This window comes from Rhodococcus globerulus NBRC 14531 (assembly GCF_001894805.1).
Classification (GTDB): Bacteria; Actinomycetota; Actinomycetes; order Mycobacteriales; family Mycobacteriaceae; genus Rhodococcus_F; species Rhodococcus_F globerula.
Genome location: NZ_BCWX01000001.1, coordinates 29,145 through 45,581 on the forward strand (window position 1 = coordinate 29,145; position 16,437 = coordinate 45,581).

15 protein-coding genes are annotated in these 16,437 nt (G+C 59.7%); 13 read left to right on the forward strand and 2 right to left on the reverse strand.

The window, feature by feature from the left end; translation table 11 throughout:
* Nucleotides 1-288 precede the first annotated feature (288 nt).
* The 11 genes from RG2_RS00165 (at nucleotide 289) to RG2_RS00215 (ending at nucleotide 12,873) form a co-directional block, all read left to right on the forward strand.
* The gene (locus RG2_RS00165) at nucleotides 289-1,482 is read left to right on the forward strand and encodes an OB-fold domain-containing protein (protein WP_033231773.1); all 1,194 of its coding nucleotides are present in this window, start codon (nucleotides 289-291) and stop codon (nucleotides 1,480-1,482) included.
* Nucleotides 1,479-2,639 (forward strand): thiolase C-terminal domain-containing protein, encoded by a 1,161-nt coding sequence (locus RG2_RS00170; protein WP_033231772.1) that lies wholly within the window; start codon nucleotides 1,479-1,481, stop codon nucleotides 2,637-2,639. Before RG2_RS00165 ends, RG2_RS00170 begins: the two co-directional genes overlap by 4 nt.
* 926 nt (nucleotides 2,640-3,565) lie before the next feature.
* Entirely contained in the window at nucleotides 3,566-4,426 is an 861-nt protein-coding gene (locus tag RG2_RS00175) for an MlaE family ABC transporter permease (RefSeq protein WP_033231771.1), read from the forward strand.
* Nucleotides 4,427-5,281: an ABC transporter permease gene (locus RG2_RS00180; protein ID WP_033231770.1), complete on the forward strand. Its 855-nt coding sequence runs from the start codon at nucleotides 4,427-4,429 to the stop codon at nucleotides 5,279-5,281.
* 3 nt (nucleotides 5,282-5,284) lie between these two features.
* A complete protein-coding gene (locus RG2_RS00185; RefSeq protein ID WP_051730289.1) occupies nucleotides 5,285-6,607 on the forward strand; it encodes an MlaD family protein in 1,323 nt (440 codons plus the stop codon).
* Nucleotides 6,604-7,641: an MCE family protein gene (locus RG2_RS00190; RefSeq protein WP_033231769.1), complete on the forward strand. Its 1,038-nt coding sequence runs from the start codon at nucleotides 6,604-6,606 to the stop codon at nucleotides 7,639-7,641. Before RG2_RS00185 ends, RG2_RS00190 begins: the two co-directional genes overlap by 4 nt.
* A gap of 7 nt (nucleotides 7,642-7,648) precedes the next feature.
* Entirely contained in the window at nucleotides 7,649-8,701 is a 1,053-nt protein-coding gene (locus RG2_RS00195; RefSeq protein WP_051730288.1) for an MCE family protein, read from the forward strand.
* Complete coding sequence (locus RG2_RS00200; protein WP_174557320.1) at nucleotides 8,698-9,804, forward strand: MCE family protein; 1,107 nt, start codon at nucleotides 8,698-8,700, stop codon at nucleotides 9,802-9,804. The genes RG2_RS00195 and RG2_RS00200 overlap by 4 nt, the downstream gene beginning before the upstream one ends.
* Nucleotides 9,801-10,910: an MlaD family protein gene (locus RG2_RS00205; protein WP_033231768.1), complete on the forward strand. Its 1,110-nt coding sequence runs from the start codon at nucleotides 9,801-9,803 to the stop codon at nucleotides 10,908-10,910. The genes RG2_RS00200 and RG2_RS00205 overlap by 4 nt, the downstream gene beginning before the upstream one ends.
* Nucleotides 10,907-12,214: an MlaD family protein gene (locus RG2_RS00210; protein ID WP_080711615.1), complete on the forward strand. Its 1,308-nt coding sequence runs from the start codon at nucleotides 10,907-10,909 to the stop codon at nucleotides 12,212-12,214. Before RG2_RS00205 ends, RG2_RS00210 begins: the two co-directional genes overlap by 4 nt.
* A 50-nt stretch (nucleotides 12,215-12,264) precedes the next feature.
* A complete protein-coding gene (locus RG2_RS00215) occupies nucleotides 12,265-12,873 on the forward strand; it encodes an Rv1363c family protein (protein WP_033231767.1) in 609 nt (202 codons plus the stop codon).
* Nucleotides 12,874-12,922: 49 nt separating this feature from the next.
* Here the strand turns inward: RG2_RS00215 and RG2_RS00220 are convergent, their stop codons facing one another.
* Nucleotides 12,923-13,153: a ferredoxin gene (locus RG2_RS00220; RefSeq protein WP_371851286.1), complete on the reverse strand. Its 231-nt coding sequence runs from the start codon at nucleotides 13,151-13,153 to the stop codon at nucleotides 12,923-12,925.
* Between the two features lie 141 nt (nucleotides 13,154-13,294).
* Nucleotides 13,295-13,894 (reverse strand): TetR/AcrR family transcriptional regulator, encoded by a 600-nt coding sequence (locus tag RG2_RS00225; RefSeq protein ID WP_033231766.1) that lies wholly within the window; start codon nucleotides 13,892-13,894, stop codon nucleotides 13,295-13,297.
* A 275-nt stretch (nucleotides 13,895-14,169) separates the two neighbouring features.
* On the opposite strand from RG2_RS00225, the gene RG2_RS00230 reads away from it, so the two are divergent.
* Nucleotides 14,170-15,477, forward strand: a complete 1,308-nt coding sequence (locus RG2_RS00230) for a cytochrome P450 (RefSeq protein WP_045064720.1) — start codon at nucleotides 14,170-14,172, stop codon at nucleotides 15,475-15,477.
* A gap of 87 nt (nucleotides 15,478-15,564) precedes the next feature.
* Nucleotides 15,565-16,338: an SDR family NAD(P)-dependent oxidoreductase gene (locus tag RG2_RS00235; RefSeq protein WP_033231765.1), complete on the forward strand. Its 774-nt coding sequence runs from the start codon at nucleotides 15,565-15,567 to the stop codon at nucleotides 16,336-16,338.
* Nucleotides 16,339-16,437: the final 99 nt, after the last annotated feature.

Consider the following 16,437-nt stretch of genomic DNA (forward strand, 5'->3'; position numbering starts at 1 on the left):
ATACTCTCGCCTTCATGATGCCCGCAAGAGTCGAAGAAGGGCAGATCACTCGGGTGGAAGTCCGGCGATCGGGGAACGCGGTTCGTTCCTGTGGGGCTATGCGAGAGTCTGTCTGATTGCTACAATTCCCGGAGCGAGAATGCAGTATTCTCATTTGTGAGAATGGCGTATTCAAATCAGAGGGAGGCGAGATGCACTCGATGGATATCAGGAGTGACCTCCTGATTTACCGCGTACCTGCTCTCGCTTGAAGTTCTGAGCGATTTTCACGATTACGGGGAGACTGGCATGTCATACATCGCTTCGATAGGGACGTACCTACCGTGCTGGGGAACGTCGGATTCCCGCGTGCCGGGTGACGACGAGGACGCGATTACTCTCGCGGTCGAGGCCGGCAGAGCGGCGTGTAGCACCAGCACCTCCGTAGAACACGTCATTCTGGTGAGCCGGGATCTGCCGCTGCTGGAAAGTAGTAATGCCGCGGTTCTGCTGGCCGGACTCGGACTCGATCCAGAGCTGGAGGTGGTCGAGCGCCTCGGCGGCGCACCCGCAACGCTCGACGCCGTCAGTAATGCTCGGCCGCGGACACTGATCATCGGCGTCGACCTTGAACCGGCAGGGGCAGCCGCCGTACTGACGTCGGACCACGGACTGCGAGTCCGCACCGCTGCTCGGGTGTCGCGCAGCCTTCCGGTGCGTACTCGTAACTCCATTGGCGTTGTACATGATTACGGCGATCCGCGGTTGCTCAAGGAACGCGGATTTGTTGCATCGCTGTCAGCTGCGTGGGTGGATGCACCGGTTGCGGTAGCCGGTGTCGAGCACAAGCAGGCCACGACATTGTGCGCCGCAGAGCCGGTTCGGCTACCGACACTCGGCGCGAGTTCGGGTCTGTTTGCCCTTGCTGCCATGGTCGATTCGGGAAGCACCGGATCGCTCGTCGGTGTCGAGCAGGCCAGCCTCTCGGGAGTCCGGGTCGCGGACGGCACTGCTGAGGTACACCGCCGGGAGCCCGCGCCGCGTCCCAAAGTGGAAGGCCAGTTCGTGCCGGGCGCCGATATTCCGATTTCGCTGGCAGCCTACGAGCGTGCCTTCGACGCAAAAGTCCGGTGGGAAGCGGGAAAATACGAGGACAGCGACGACCTGGACTTTCCCCCTCGCTATCGGGTCGACAACGACGGCACGCTGCAGACGGACTACACGTTTGTGCCACTACCACGAACCGGGTCGGTGTATACCGAAGTAACCGTGCATGTTCCGGTTCCCGGACTGAAGACTCCCTACTCCTTGGTGATCGTGGAACTCGACGACGTCGACGTTCGAGCGCTCGTCAAGGTGACCGGCGTCGAACCGGGAACTGTTGATCTCGGCGATCGTGGCCGGATGGTTCTACGCCGGGTGGCGATCCGCTCCGGGGTGCCGGACTACGGATACGCATTCGAACCGGAAACAGCATTTCTGATCGAGCAGGAGGCGGTATGAGAAACGTGGCGATAGTCGGCGCGGGGATGACACCCTTTGCCGAGCATTTCACCCTGGGTATCAAAGACCTGTTGCCCATGGCGTTCTCCGAATGCGCCGCCAGTATCGACAAGGGCTTGGACAAGTCCGATCTGCAGGCGGCCTGGTTCGGTGCGATGGGAACTCCAGACGGCTTTCCGTCCGGCATTCTCGCGGACACTCTCGGCCTGGCAGACATCCCCGTAACACGCATCGAAAACTCCTGTGCAACAGGCCATGATGCCGTGCGCAACGCGCTGTTCGGAATCGCGTCCGGTGCCTTCGACGTCGCAGTGGTCGTAGGAGCGGACAAACTCCGCGAGAGTGCGTCCAAAGACATGCTGTGGGAGTGGGAAGCTATGGCCCGCGACATGGCGTGGGATTACCCGCTCGGTCTGGTGGCTCCGGCCGGCTTCGCCTTGCACGTGCGTCGCTACCTGCACGAATCTCCTGCCACCCGGGAGCATATGGCCATGGTGGCCGTCAAGAATCATCTTCACGGCGTCAATAACCCGAAGGCCTGCAAGCGGTTCGAGATCACCATCGAGGAAGCTCTGAACGCACCGACCATCGTGACGCCGTTCAGTGCCTACGATTGCGCACCGCAGAGCGACGGCGCGGCAGCGTTGGTGCTGGCGGCAGAAGACGTCGTGGAGAGATACACCGATCGTCCGGTCTGGATCCGCGGCGTCGGCTTGGGCCTGGATTCCGTCATGCACCAGCACAAGCGTGACATGACGTCGTTCCCCGCCACGGTTCGCGCTGCGAAGCAAGCCTTTTCGATGGCCGGCATGACCCCTTCCGACGTGGATGTCGCAGAGGTACACGACTTCTTCACCGGCATCGAGTTGATCAGTTACGAGGATCTCGGCTTCGCCGACCGGTTCGAGGGGTTCAAACTCATCGAATCGGGAGCTACCGGAATCGGCGGCTCCATTCCGGTGAATCCGAGTGGAGGTCTGATCGCCAAGGGGCACCCGCCGGGAGCAACGGGTGTCGCGCAGTGCGTCGAGTTGTTCGAACAGCTACGCGGTGATGCCGTCAATCAAGTTGACGGTGCCCGGATCGGTTTGGCACACAACGTGGGTGGACCGACAGCCGTTGCAGCAGTGACCATTTTGGAGGGGCCGAACGTCTGACAGTAATAAGTACCGAGAACTTCAGGCAGTGGGCGAGCGTCGAGCGACGCTCACTCACTGCTGCCCAGAAGGCGACGCGCGAATCACCGACATGGTGTGTGAGCGCGTCGTCAATGGTGCTCTTTTGCAGTGCAACTGAAAGCTGATCGACTGTGTCGATAGCTCGAGATTTGCCGTAGCCGCCTGTGTTCACGCGCCAGGCGGCTGGTCTTGTTGTCGTGGCCCGTGTCGGTCGTTTTCACCAGTGGCGCCGAAGATCTCGATAATCGTCTGTGTGTTTCTTCCTTCCTGGGTACTCGATTCCGGTGACGTGGGCATTCTTCGACGTGCGGACCTGCGCAGAACCATTTTCCTTGACACTTTGCGCAATAGTGTCTAGTTTTATGATCGCTCAGCCAGGTGCCGCTCAGCCAGATTTACTGCGGCAGGGTTTGCCGTTGCAAGCCGAGCCCGGGTGGGTTGATCTCCGTTCCGCGCATTTCTCGAGGGGGTAGCAGTGTCCGTGGGTGACGTGACGGAATTTTTGCTGGGCCGGCGGCGGCGCGGATTTTACCGATTGCCTTGCAATAGACACTGATTCATTGCAGTGATCGAGGTGGGGTCGCGCTTCTGGTGTCGATTCGCCTTGTGAGAGTCGGTGTTTCAGTGTGTTCGACGGGGGAAATACTGTAATGCGCACTCGGCGACGAAGGTTCGGTAAGCACTGTGATCTTGACCTCATTCGGCAACTCGTGCTAAGAAGGTGCTCAGCATTTTAGTGTGAAAGCTGAGATCCGCACAGGTGGTCATCATCTTTCGGGGGCAATGCTCAGTTCGGAAGGTGGCAGATCACTCGGTAGCGGTGACGGCAGGTTCGACGCAATGCGTGCCCACTCTCGTATGCGGCGGCGGACTGAACTTGTGGGCGAACGGAAAGTGGAAGATCCATGGAGATCCCAGATCGAAGTTTTGGCCAGAAGCGTTCTGCATCAAGTGAAATCACGAGTTGGATGCACGGGTATACGCGACGGCATCCCGTTGCCGCACTGGAAACAGTTGGTGGACAATGCGTTCTCGGGCTTCGTGCGATCCAGTACTTGGTGATCGACATCGCGACATTCCGTTTTCCAGTAGCGGAGTTCGTGCGTCAGACGGCCTTCATGGCGTCGGCATCCGCCGTTCCGACTCTGTTTGTCGCTATACCGATCGGCGTGACATTGTCGATTCAATTCGGCTTGCTCGCCGGACAGGTCGGTGCGACATCCCTGGCGGGCGCTGCCAGTGGCCTCGCGGTGATCAGACAGGGCGCTCCGATGGTCGCTGCATTACTCATGGCATCGGCAGCGGGATCGGCGATATGCGCTGACCTCGGATCTCGCAAGATCCGCGACGAGATCGATGCGTTGGAGGTCATGGGGATTTCGGTGATCCGCAGGCTTGTGGTGCCCAGGCTTGTAGCGGCGATTACGGTTGGTGTTGCACTGACGGGGCTCGTCTGTTTTGTGGGATTCTTTTCCGGCTACCTGTTCAACACCTTTGTCCAGAACGGCACTCCCGGCAGTTTCGTGTCGACATTTGCATCCTTTGCCACCGTCGGTGATTTCTTCCTGACGATGATCAAGGCAGTGCTCTACGGCGCGATCGTGGCAATCGTCGCCTGCCACAAGGGACTTACCACTCGCGGTGGACCCGCAGGCGTTGCCAACTCGGTCAATGCCACAGTGGTGGCGTCGATCTTGCTCCTCATGGTCGTGAACGTGGTCCTGACACAGTTGTACGTGTTGATGTTCCCGCGGACGGGTTTCTAGATGGCATCGCGGTATTACCCGCCGGGTATGAGGTCAGCGGTCAAGGTGGTCTCGGCGCAGGCAACAGTTGTCATGCGTCTGGGTCACATGGTCACCTTTCTGGGCCGGGCACTGGCCGCAGTTCCCTGGACCTTGAGGCATTACCGGAAGGAATTTCTGCGGATTCTTGCCGATGTCACATGGGGCAACGGTTCGATCGTAGTTGGCGGCGGAACGGCGGGTGTGATCATCGTTCTGGGTGCGGCGGCGGGGGCGATCGTGGGAATCGAAGGCTACAACGCGTTGCATCTGCTCGGTTTGGAGCCGGCGACCGGGATGATCGCGTCGACCGCAACAACGAGGGAACTGGCACCCATCATGGCGTCGTTGGCTTTTGCCGCGCAAGCAGGATGCCGCTTCACAGCGCAACTGGGTGCGATGCGGATCTCGGAGGAGATCGACGCGATGGAAGCGCTGGCGATCCGTCCTATTCCGTATCTCGTGACAACGAGGCTGATGGCATCCGTGGTTGCGGTGGTGCCGCTGTATCTACTCTGCCTCGCCTTGAACTACGTTGCGGTGAAGGTAGTCATCGGGCTGTCGGGTGGGGTGTCGACAGGTACCTACGAGCACTACTTCCGCCTGGTTCTCAGCGCGACGGACATCGGTTACTCGTTGGTGAAAGCTGTTGTCTTCGTGATTATTACCTCTACCATTCAGTGCTACTACGGTTTCTTCGCGTCCGGTGGCCCACAAGGGGTCGGGACTGCCGCCGGCCGAGCGATGCGTGCCAGCATCTCTGCGATGATTGTCGTCAATCTGCTACTGACGGTAGCGTTCTGGGGCATCGGCTCCGGGGCAAGGCTCGGTGGGTAGCTGATGCCGATACTGTTCGAAGCCGACGGCCGAGGCCCCTCTGCGACAACACTTCTCCTGCACGGTGTTGGTGCGCTGATTGTCGTGGCGCTGCTGATCACCGGATTGATCGCGAAAATGAACGGAGTCTTCGACAAGGCATTCGAGGTTACAGCGGTTCTTGCCGATGTCGGGGACGGATTGCCTGCGCGCTCGGACGTGAAATTTCGAGGCGTGCTGGTCGGAGTGGTGAACAGTGTGGATACATCGAGCGGCGGCGAGTCGAAGTATGTCGACATCGCTCTGAAACCGGAGTACGCGGCCGGGATTCCGGCAACCGTGACCGCTCGTGTTGTGCCCAGCAACGTCTTTGCCGTGTCGTCCGTTCAGTTGGTCGACAACGGGAGCGGCCCCCCGCTGTCGCCCGGCGCGGAAATCCCGCAAGACGAAAGTCTGTCGACGGTACAGTTGCAGACCGCGTTGACAAAACTCCGTGAAATCGTCTCTGCTACAGCACGTATCGGGACGGATCGCACACTCGGAATGCTCGCGGCCGTTGCGGCGGCAACAGACCGTCGGGGCGCCGATATCGTCACTGCGGGTGAGCAACTCCGCCGAATTGCCGCCGAACTCGGTGAGTTGACCACACCGAACGGTGAACCTTCCAGCTTGGGTGCGTTGTCCTCCGCCATCCGCGGTCTCCAAGAAGCTGCACCCGACCTCCTTGATGCCGTACACCATTCCGTCGTACCCATGCGGACCTTGGCACAGAAGGATGCCGCGTTGACCGCGCTGCTGACTGCCGGTTCGACAACACTGTCGGAAGTCGGTTCCGTTCTCGACAACAACACGGACAAGATCGTCGCTATCACCACACAACTTTCACCGGTTCTCAGCGTAGTTGCCGACGGCAGTACGGAATTCGCGCCCATCGTCACGCGGATGAAAGTCATATCCGACAAGTGGTTCAGCGAGTTCTGGCCGGTGGGTCAGCAGAACGCGACGGGAAAATTCCTGTTCCAATTCACACCGCACAAGATGTACACCCGCGCCGATTGTCCCCGCTACGGTGAGTTGGCCGGTCCGAGTTGCGCGACTGCGCCGGAGACCGCCGCGCCACCTGTGGTAGCTGACGGCGTTGCCCGTCAATTCGACTTTGCCCCGACGTCCGGAGGGAATGTCGGTCCGGTCGGAAGTGCCCAGGAGAAGGAACTTCTGGGCGATCTTCTGGGAGGCGAATCGACCCCTGCCGACGAGTTCATCCTCGGACCGTTGGCCCGGGGCAACACCGTGCAGGTGACACCCGAACCCGACGTGCCACTCGAACTCGAGCAGGGGATCCGATGAGCTATCGAAAACCCTTGATCGGAATCGCCGTGTTCCTGCTGATCTCCTGTGGCCTCACATGGACGGTGTTCGTCACACTGCAGCGCGGTGTTCAGGGCGAGACTAAATCCTTTACCGCGGTCTTCACCGACGTATCGGGATTACGCGCCGGCGACGACGTGCGGATGGCTGGGGTTCGGGTGGGGCGCGTCGATTCGGTCAGTCTCGACGGAACGCTCGCGCGGGTGGCTTTTCGGATCGAATCGGACCAAGCGCTGTACGGCAACACCAAAGCCGCGATCACGTATCAGAACATCATCGGACAGCGCTATCTCGGGTTGTCCCTCGGTGAGCAGGGGGAACCTCGAGTTTTGGTGAGTGGGGACGAGATTCCGGTGGAGAACACGGAACCATCCTTCGACATCTCGATTCTTCTCAATGGTTTCGAACCGCTGTTCAGCGTGCTCGATCCGCAGCAGATCGACAATGTCACAACCGCGATTGTCAGTGCACTGCAAGGTGATTCCGGATCGATCACCACATTGGTATCCGAGACGTCGACCCTTGCCGAGTCGTTTGCCGGCCCGGACAAGATTCTGGGCGACATCATCGTCAATCTGGACGGCATCGTTCACAGCCTCGCACTGCAGAGCACCAACGTCGACACGATGATCACGCAGGCACGGACGATCTTCGAACAGCTGGCAGCCAGGCGCGGCGAAATGGTCGACTCGTTGGATTCGATCGCGCTCGTTGCCGATCAAGTAGCGACACTGTCGAGCGACGTCGCCCCAGACCTGAGTGAGTTCCTCACTCGAGAACCGGGTTTCGCCCAGCACTTCCTGGACAACAAGGACACCTTCGGATACTTCGGTTTCAACTTACCGCCGATGTTGAAAGGGCTTGCGCGAGCGAGCCAGGACGGAAGTTACATCAACACGTACCTGTGCAATCTCAATGTCACCCTCGTCCCGGCGATCAGTGCCGTGATCCCCGCGATCGTTGCGCAGTCGACGCCCGGTGGTCAGATTACCCAGTCGAAGATTTGCAGGTAAGCGAAAGATGATCAGAGAAGCCACATCGAATTACGCTCGGAGACTGCGTAAGCCCCTCGAGGATCGCAGTGCACTGGGGATCGGGGTCTTGACGGTGGCAGGTCTTGCCATCGCGATGGTCGTTGCCCTCTGGGTTACATCCGCGGGAATCGGCAAGGTCAGCTACGACGCCGAATTCACTCAGGCCGCCGGAGTCAGCGCGGGGGACGCGGTCACCATCGCGGGTGTTCCAGTGGGAACCGTCGATGGTGTTCGACTCGCAGGAGATCACGTTGTCGTGACCATGCAGATCGACGAGGGTGTCTCACTGGGAGCCGGTACCGCAGCTTCCATCAAGTTGACGACGTTGTTGGGATCGCGATACGTCGAGATCCGTCCCGGCGGTGGCGGTGACATTGCCGATCATCGGATCGGGTTGGCCAACACCGAAGTTCCCTACGATCTGCAGCAGACACTGGATAATGCGACCACCACATTCGAGCAGGTTGACGCGGAGAAGATCGGGCAAACACTTACCACGTTGTCCGATCAACTGGAGGGCACACCTGCGCTCGTACCGCAGGTACTCGCGAACATCGAGAACTTGTCTTCGGTGCTGGCCGAACGGCGCGGACAGATCGGTTCGCTGCTGACCAGTACAAGTGAGGTGACAACTGTAATCCGCGGGCAGCAGAACAGTCTGGGTGAGTTGGTGCGCAACGGCCGTGACGTGTTGGCTGAAATCAACGCCAGACGGGAAGTAGTCGACCAACTACTCGTATCGACCACCGCACTCGTAGACCAACTGCACAGCGTCGTTGTCAATGACAGTCCGGCAATCGACGAACTGATCAACAATCTGAATGGCCTGCTCCAAAGCCTGAGCAACAATGACGATCTGCTGCGCAACACATTGGAGATCCTGCCGGTTCCGTTGCGCAACTTCGCCAATACCTCCGGGACCGCCAACGAAGTCGATTTCACGGCCCCCGCTGGGCCTTTCATCGACTCGTGGATGTGCGCTGTCAGCGGCCATGCAAACGAGATGAACTTGCCGCCCTATCTGAAGGACTGCAAATGAGATCTCTCATATCGATAGCGAAGGTCGCGTTGGTAGTTGTTCTCGCTACTGCCGGTTGTTCGGGTATTCGCAGCGCAACCTCGATGGACAATACGATCACCGTCACGGCGCAATTCGACAGTGGCGCAGGACTGTACGAAGGGAACTCCGTCTCGGTTCTCGGCGTTCCGATCGGTTCGGTGACCAGCATCGTCCCCCGCGGCACCGTGGTGGAAGTAACGATGAGCCTCGACAGCGGAGTCAAGATCCCGGAAACTGCGCAGGCAGTAACTGTGTCGACGTCGGTGTTGACCGACCGTCATGTCGAAATCACTCCGCCATACCGGGACGGCCCGGTGATGACGGACGGCGACATCATCCCGATGGACCGAACAAAGACTCCCGTCGAATTCGATCGACTGATCGCCATGGCGGACAAGATGGCGATCGAGTTGCAGGGCGATGGAGAGGGTTCCGGCCCGGTCGCTGACCTACTCGGGATCGGCAGCGCGATGGTCGACGGGAACGGGCAAGCCATCAAGTCGTCACTGAGCCAGTTGGCGTCGGCGCTGCAACTGGGTAGCGACGGCGGCGCGCAAACACAGAATGCCATCACGACTGTTGTGGACAATCTTGCAGTCTTGACTTCCGTTGCCGCGAACAATGATCAGGACATTCGTGAATTCGGTTCAGCCCTGGCGCAAGTGAGTGATCTGCTCGGTGAGGCGGACTTGGGCTCGGGGGACACCGGTACCAAGCTCAACGAAATCCTTGTCGAGGCAGATAAACTTCTCGCGGCCAACCAGGGAACTCTGCAATCGACAGTGACCAACGCAAACACCGTGGTGACCGCATTGGCCGACTATCGGCGTGAACTTTCTGAATTTCTTACTGTCACACCACTTTTGATGGACAACGCTTACAACGCAATCGATCAGGAGAACGGCGGTGCGAGGGTGCACGCTCAGCTGGAAAAGGTCTTTCTCGACGGGCAGTTGGTCAAGGAGATCTGCAATGTCCTCGGCCTGCGTCAGCTTGGCTGCAGCACGGGAACACTCGAAGATTTCGGCCCGGACTTCGGGATCTCCGGGATGCTCGAGGGCTTGGCGGGGTTGCCGCGATGACGCCCGGAGGGTGGCGGGTTGTTTCCGCCGGGGCATGCGCCGGTCTGATGCTGTCCACGGCAGCGTGTGGTGTGGGGCTCGAGAGTCTCCCGTTGCCGGCACCTGGAGTTTCCGGGGACTACTACACGCTGTACGCGGTCTTCGACAATGCACTCAATCTGCCCGCCCAAGCGAAGGTGAAACTCCAAGGTGCAGACATCGGCGAGGTCGAAGCGATGAGAGTGCAGAACTACGAAGCGATAGTCACGATGCGGATCAAGGATGGAATCAGCCTGCCGGTCGGGGCGGGCGCGGAATTGCGGTCGGCGACACCGCTGGGAGACGTGTTTGTCGCAGTGGAACCCCCGCCTGGACCTGCGTCGAACGGTGCTCTTCTGTCCGACGGAGACAGCATCCCGATTGCGTCGACTTCGTCTGCGGCGACGATCGAAGAACTCCTCACCACATCGTCGTTCTTGATCAACGGAGGCGTCCTGCGCAACCTGACGAAGGTTGTCAACGGGCTCGGAGAAGCTGTCGGCGGACGAGGTGAGGAAATGGCGGACCTGATCGGTGAATCGACCGCTCTGATCGGGACACTGTCGAGCCGGAGCAACGAGATTCGTGAGACGCTTGCGTCGACCAATCAGCTTCTCGTGACGGTGTCGGAGCAGCAATCGTCGATCGACGACGCGATTTCGGCAGCCGGTCCCGCGCTCGGCACTCTGAACGCCAACACTGCGCAAATGCTTGATCTGCTCGCACAGGTGGCGCAGGTAAGTAGTCAAGTGGGAAAGTTCCCGTCGGTGAGCGGTACCGGCGCAGGCGGGATGGTCGCCGACATCAACACAATCGCTGCAGAACTCAACGACGCGGCAACCGATCCCAACGCGAGCCTCGCAGCCGTCAACAGGCTTTTGCCGCCACTCCTCAAGATCACCAACTCGACGTCCGCCCATGTCAATGCCGACCTGGAACAGCTCGCTATCGGGGCGATTGCGGATCCGAACCATCCCGCTGACCCTGGCAGCCGACTTCCGGATTCGAGCGACTGGGATGCGCTGGTGGGAACGATTACCTACACGCTGATGCGGTTGCAGGGCAGAGTGCTGGGGACCGGCCGATGAACAAGCAGATCCCTGACGGTGAGGGTGAGATGGGCCCGGTTGCGCGGCTGTCGGAAGTCCCCGCGGCAGCTCTCGTCAGCGCCGTCCGCTTCAGTAGCGCTCACCGACTCACAATGTCGGTGGTTGCACTCGCCGCAACCCTGGTTGTCGGCGTGGTGTACCTGACCTTCGGGGTCTTTCACCTGAGCCCGATCAGCTCGAAGATTACCGTGCGCGTGCATTTTTCGATATCCGGCGGGCTGCTGCCGCAGCAGGAGGTGATGCTCCGCGGAGTTCCTGTGGGAAAGGTGAATTCGGTCGAGTTGACCGACAGTGGTGTAGTTGCCGTCGCGGAGATCGACGGGGGTGTCGAGATTCCACTGGGCGGTGAAGTGCGTGTGGCGGGACTGTCGATGGCAGGCGAACAGTATCTGGACTTCAGGCCTACCACCGACAGTGGTCCGTATCTTGTCGACGGATCGGAAATCTCTTCCGACGAAACGTCGACCCCGGTGCCGCTGGCGTCCATGTTGGGAAACCTTGACGGCATGCTGGCCCAAATCGATCCTGCCGAACTCGAGATGATCGTCGCGGAACTCGGCGTCGGACCGGAAGGGCCGAAGAAACTGTCGGCGATACTCGACGGCGGCGCCTTCCTCGTCTCGACGCTCGATTCGGTATTACCGCAGACGGCAACCCTTCTGCGCAGCAGCAAGGTTTTGCTCGGCACACTTGGTGACAGCGGCCCTGGGCTGCGCAGTACTGCGAGCAATCTGTCGGAACTTCTGCTCGGCGTCGAAGCGAAGGACACGGGGCTTCGTGAGTTCCTCGACGGTACGCCGTCGACTCTGAAGTCGATTGACGCGCTCATCGCCGACAACTCGCCGACAATGGTTCAGCTCCTCGGCAATCTGACGACGGTAGCCCAGATGGCCTACTTGAACGTACCTGCGCTGCAAGAGTTCTTCGTCCCGACATACCGTCAAGGCTCCACACTCGAAGCACTCACATCTGTTTTTCACGACGGTGGAATCTGGGCGTTTGTCAACATCTACCCGCGCTATTCGTGTGACTACGACTTGCCACGTCTACCGGCGACGGTTCCGGATTTCCCGGAACCGTACCTGTACACGTATTGCGACAACGAGGACCCGTCGGTGCTTGTCCGCGGCGCTCGGAATGCGCCACGTCAACCAGGTGACGACACCGCCGGCCCGCCTGCCGGTGTTGCACCCGACACGCGAGCGTCGCCGACACCGATTGGGCCTCAATCGATTCCACTTCCCTATGGAGGTCCTGATCTCGAACAGAGTCCACCGGGGTGAACGCGGAAGAGCAGTTGAAACAGGAACATCGCAGCAGAGGAGAAGGAAAAATGAGCGAACGCGGTTCGACGACAACAATCGACAAGGCTGCAGATCTGGACCCGGAAGTAGACGAATCCGCAGCGGAGGGCAAGAGTGATGTGGGGTCGAGCGACACGGAGCCGGAGGTTCGCGTTCGCCGATGGGGGAGCGTAGTCGGAATCTCTGTGATTGCAGCCGTGGTGGCCATATCACTGTCCATGGCAGCAGTTTTCGGTTGGAAGCTACACGAAGCGCGCGCTGTCGACTCGGCAGCGGCCGCCGCACTCGATGCGGCGCGCCAGTACGCGGTGACTCTGACAAGTGTGAGTTCGGATTCGCTCGATCAGAACTTTGCGGCCGTACTCGACGGAGCCACCGGGGAATTCAAGGACATGTATTCCCAGTCCAGTGAACAGTTGAAGCAACTGCTGGTCGACAACAAGGCCGCAGCTCAGGGAGTTGTGATCGATGCCGGGATCAAATCGGCGACCGCTACGGAAGTCGAGGTCCTGTTGTTCATCGACCAGACCGTCAGCAATACCGTCGCACCTGATCCGCGGATCGACCGCAGTCGAGTCGTGATGACGATGAACCTGGTGGACGGTCGCTGGCTCGCCGGCAAGGTGGATCTACCGTGACACCGCGAGCGGGGAGCGGGGATGCCACTTGGACGGCCCCGCTCCGCACTCATTCACGTTCGGAGAGAGCCGCTCTGGGACATTGTGCAATCGACGTGCGAACTCGGTCTTCGGCGTCGTGCGGTACCTGGCCGGCAGTTACTTCCAATTCCTCGTTGGTGTCGAGGGCAAATACTTCCGGCGCGTTTTCCACGCAGAGTGCATTTGCCTCACACAGATTCTTGTCGACGACGACGCGCATCCGGAGTCCTCCCTGATCAAGTTCACGGCTCGAATCCATGCCGTGTTGCACTGAGTGCGCGAACGAAATTGGTTCCAGCGGATCGGAACGCATACCCGCGTGAATGTAAAGTCATCCACCACCTTGGATACTGTACCTTCGCAGAAGAGATTGCAAGCCCCAAAAGGGTTAGGGCTGTGTCTAATTCGTGTCTTCGAGCCGTTTGCCTTCGAGTCGAACCAAATACTCCTCGACCAAGGCGAAGGTCTCCGCGTGCCCACCGAAAACGCCGAGTGACTCTTCCATCACGAGTACGCGTGACAAGCTTGTGATCAATACCAGCGCTGCGGCAGGCGGGCATGTTTTCGGATCGATACCGTACTCCTGCAACACATTTCCCATTATTTCGAGTTGAGCTGCGCGGAATCGCTCGGAGTAGTCGGCGATTTCCGCCCGGATGACTTTCCGATGATTGGCGAGGGCGACAAACTCCATAGTGAAGGCGGTGCCCTCCGCTGCGATGCTGAACTCCCACAGTGCTCTCAGGGGTTGTGGCGATTTCAGTAGTTCGGCCTGACGCTCGAGACCTTCTACCGCGCGGCGACGAAACAGTTCGAGAAACAGATCGTCCATCGTGCGGAAGTAGTAGTACACGAGCGGCGGCTTCAGTCCGGCCTTCTTTGCGATGCGGCGAGAGCTGACCGCCGCATACCCCTCTTCCAGCATGACTTGTTCTGCGGCGTCGAGGAGGAGTGCTCGATTTTTTGCATCAGGTGCGCCGATTCTGCGTGGCGAAGTCATCCGTGGCTCCCTAAGCGTCAAAGGCTGGTCATGTGAACGGTTCTCGCTACAGCCTAATGCGAAGAAAACTCCGCTAGACCATTGCCTACACCCTAAGCTACGCATATGCTCAGCATTATGTTGATCGACTGATCAGCATTTGCCAGGCGACGTCGACAATTCGGCTCGCCTAGATGCCCGTCGACCCCGCCCGTCCCGAGGGTGCGCTGCCTTCCGACACACGTGCCCAGCCCCAAAGACGTCAATGCCCTGCTTTCCGACACAGGAGACCCGTAATGACTGAAATCGATCAGGTCGACTTCTTCACCGATCCGTCGATCGTGGATGATCCGTACCCGTACTTCGAATCCCTACGCGCGCAGTGTCCCGTCGTGCGAGAGCCACACCACGGTGTTGTTGCCGTGACGGGGTACGACGCGGCGACTGCTGTGTACCGCGACTCCGAGGTGTTCTCGTCGTGTGTTTCGGCAACGGGCCCCTTCCCCGGGTTGCCGTTCGAACCCGAGGGTGACGACCTCGGCGCTCTGATCGAGCAGTACCGCGATCATTTCCCGCTGCACGAGCATCTGGTGACCATGGACATGCCACAGCACGCGGCGCACCGGTCGTTGTTGAAGCGACTGCTGACGCCCAGGCGTTTGGCGGAGAACGAAGAGTTCATGTGGCGGCTCGCGGATCGCCAGATCGACGAGTTCATCGCCCGGGGCTCGTGCAACCTCATGAGCGACTATGCGCAACCGTTTGCGCTGCTTGTCATTGCTGATCTGCTCGGTGTACCGGAAGAGGACCATCAGGTATTTCGCGTGACGCTCGGCGCGCAACAGGCGGGCTCGATCGACGAGTCCGAGGCCTTCACGAGCAATCCGCTCGAGTTCCTGGCAGAGCGATTCACGTCGTACATCGAGGACCGTCGACGGGAACCGCGCGACGATGTTCTGACGGCCATCGCCACAGCCAAGTATCCCGACGGCTCGACTCCGGAGGTCGTCGATCTCGTGCACGTCGCGTGCTTCTTGTTCGCTGCCGGCCAGGACACGACGGCGCGGTTGTTGACCGCGTCCTTCCGATTCATCGCCGAGAATCCCGAACTGCAGCAACTGCTTCGCGACGAACCGGAACGTATACCCAATTTCGTCGAGGAGACACTTCGGATGGAGGGTCCGGTCAAGAGCGACTTCAGGCTTGCGAAGAACCCGACAACTGTTGGCGACATGGATGTTCCGGCCGGGACCATCGTCATGATCTTGAACAGTGCGGTGAACCGTGATCCGGAAAGGTTCGAAGATCCCGACACGTTCGACATCGAACGGCAGAATGCGCGCGAGCACATAGCTTTCGGTCGAGGAATACACGCGTGCCCGGGTGGTCCGCTGGCCCGCGTCGAATCACGTGTCAGCATCACTCGACTTCTGGATCGACTGAAGGACATTCGGATTTCCGAGGCCGAGCACGGACCAGCTGACTCGCGGACGTACGAATACGAACCGACATACATTCTGCGGGGCCTCAAGGCGCTGCATCTCGACTACACCCCCGCGACGGAATCCTCGTCGGCGGAATCCGTGATGACTGAAACCCACTGACTAGCCCCCACTGACTAGCCCCCACTGACTAGCACCCACTAACTAGCACCCGTTGACTGAAACTCGTTGACGAACAAGGAGAACAACATGACTTCATCCACTCAGGGGACCTCCGCGAACGACCGTGTGGCGGTCGTGACCGGCGCTGGATCGGGTATCGGGCTGTCTGTGGCTCAGGCTCTTTCGGAGCAGGGTCACCGAGTTGCATTGTTGGACAGAAATATCGACGAAGCGCAACGTGTTGCCGAGAAGTTGAGTGCGGACGGCACCGAGGCCATGGCGTACCAAGTGGATGTCACCGATCGTGTTGGTGTCAGGGCGGCCATGGACGCGGTACGCGGTGAACTCGGCCCGATCTCGATCATCGTCACCAGCGCGGGTGTCGAGACGTTCACACCGGTAACCGAAATCAGTGCGGAAGAGTGGGACCATATCGTCGCGGTCAACCTCACCGGAACCTTCACCTCCATCCAGGCAGTTGTTCCCGACATGATCGAAGCCGGGTGGGGTCGAATCGTCACCATCTCGTCGTCGAGCGCTCAGTCGGGCGCGCCGAACATGGCCCACTACGTAGCGTCCAAAGGTGGGGTCATCGCACTTACTAAGGCACTGTCCTTCGAGCTTGCGCCGCAGGGGATTACCGTCAACTCGATCCCGCCGTCGATCATCGATACCCCGATGGCTCGTAAGTCCGAAGCGGACGGAGATTTTCCCGGCGTCGACGTTATCGCAAGTATGACGCCGGTCCGTCGTGCCGGACTGCCCAGTGATGTGGCTGCGGCGTGCGCGTTCCTCTGTACAGACAACGCGGGCTTCATCACGGGACAGCTCATCGGTGTCAACGGAGGTTGGTATATGTAAATTGTCCGTTTCCTGGTTTCTTTTCCAGTGGCACAGTACGATTCCGTTCAGATTTCGACTTACTCGACCCTCGCTCGTCGGAGATCCACCGGCCACGGG

Bases quoted from the DNA above. Each gene is read 5' to 3' on its own strand.
- RG2_RS00165 (WP_033231773.1), top strand. From the start codon at position 289: ATGTCATACATCGCTTCGATAGGGACGTACCTACCGTGCTGGGGAACG.
- RG2_RS00170 (WP_033231772.1), top strand. From the start codon at position 1,479: ATGAGAAACGTGGCGATAGTCGGCGCGGGGATGACACCCTTTGCCGAG.
- RG2_RS00175 (WP_033231771.1), top strand. From the start codon at position 3,566: ATGGAGATCCCAGATCGAAGTTTTGGCCAGAAGCGTTCTGCATCAAGT.
- RG2_RS00180 (WP_033231770.1), top strand. From the start codon at position 4,427: ATGGCATCGCGGTATTACCCGCCGGGTATGAGGTCAGCGGTCAAGGTG.
- RG2_RS00185 (WP_051730289.1), top strand. From the start codon at position 5,285: ATGCCGATACTGTTCGAAGCCGACGGCCGAGGCCCCTCTGCGACAACA.
- RG2_RS00190 (WP_033231769.1), top strand. From the start codon at position 6,604: ATGAGCTATCGAAAACCCTTGATCGGAATCGCCGTGTTCCTGCTGATC.
- RG2_RS00195 (WP_051730288.1), top strand. From the start codon at position 7,649: ATGATCAGAGAAGCCACATCGAATTACGCTCGGAGACTGCGTAAGCCC.
- RG2_RS00200 (WP_174557320.1), top strand. From the start codon at position 8,698: ATGAGATCTCTCATATCGATAGCGAAGGTCGCGTTGGTAGTTGTTCTC.
- RG2_RS00205 (WP_033231768.1), top strand. From the start codon at position 9,801: ATGACGCCCGGAGGGTGGCGGGTTGTTTCCGCCGGGGCATGCGCCGGT.
- RG2_RS00210 (WP_080711615.1), top strand. From the start codon at position 10,907: ATGAACAAGCAGATCCCTGACGGTGAGGGTGAGATGGGCCCGGTTGCG.
- RG2_RS00215 (WP_033231767.1), top strand. From the start codon at position 12,265: ATGAGCGAACGCGGTTCGACGACAACAATCGACAAGGCTGCAGATCTG.
- RG2_RS00220 (WP_371851286.1), bottom strand. From the start codon at position 13,153: ATGGATTCGAGCCGTGAACTTGATCAGGGAGGACTCCGGATGCGCGTC.
- RG2_RS00225 (WP_033231766.1), bottom strand. From the start codon at position 13,894: ATGACTTCGCCACGCAGAATCGGCGCACCTGATGCAAAAAATCGAGCA.
- RG2_RS00230 (WP_045064720.1), top strand. From the start codon at position 14,170: ATGACTGAAATCGATCAGGTCGACTTCTTCACCGATCCGTCGATCGTG.
- RG2_RS00235 (WP_033231765.1), top strand. From the start codon at position 15,565: ATGACTTCATCCACTCAGGGGACCTCCGCGAACGACCGTGTGGCGGTC.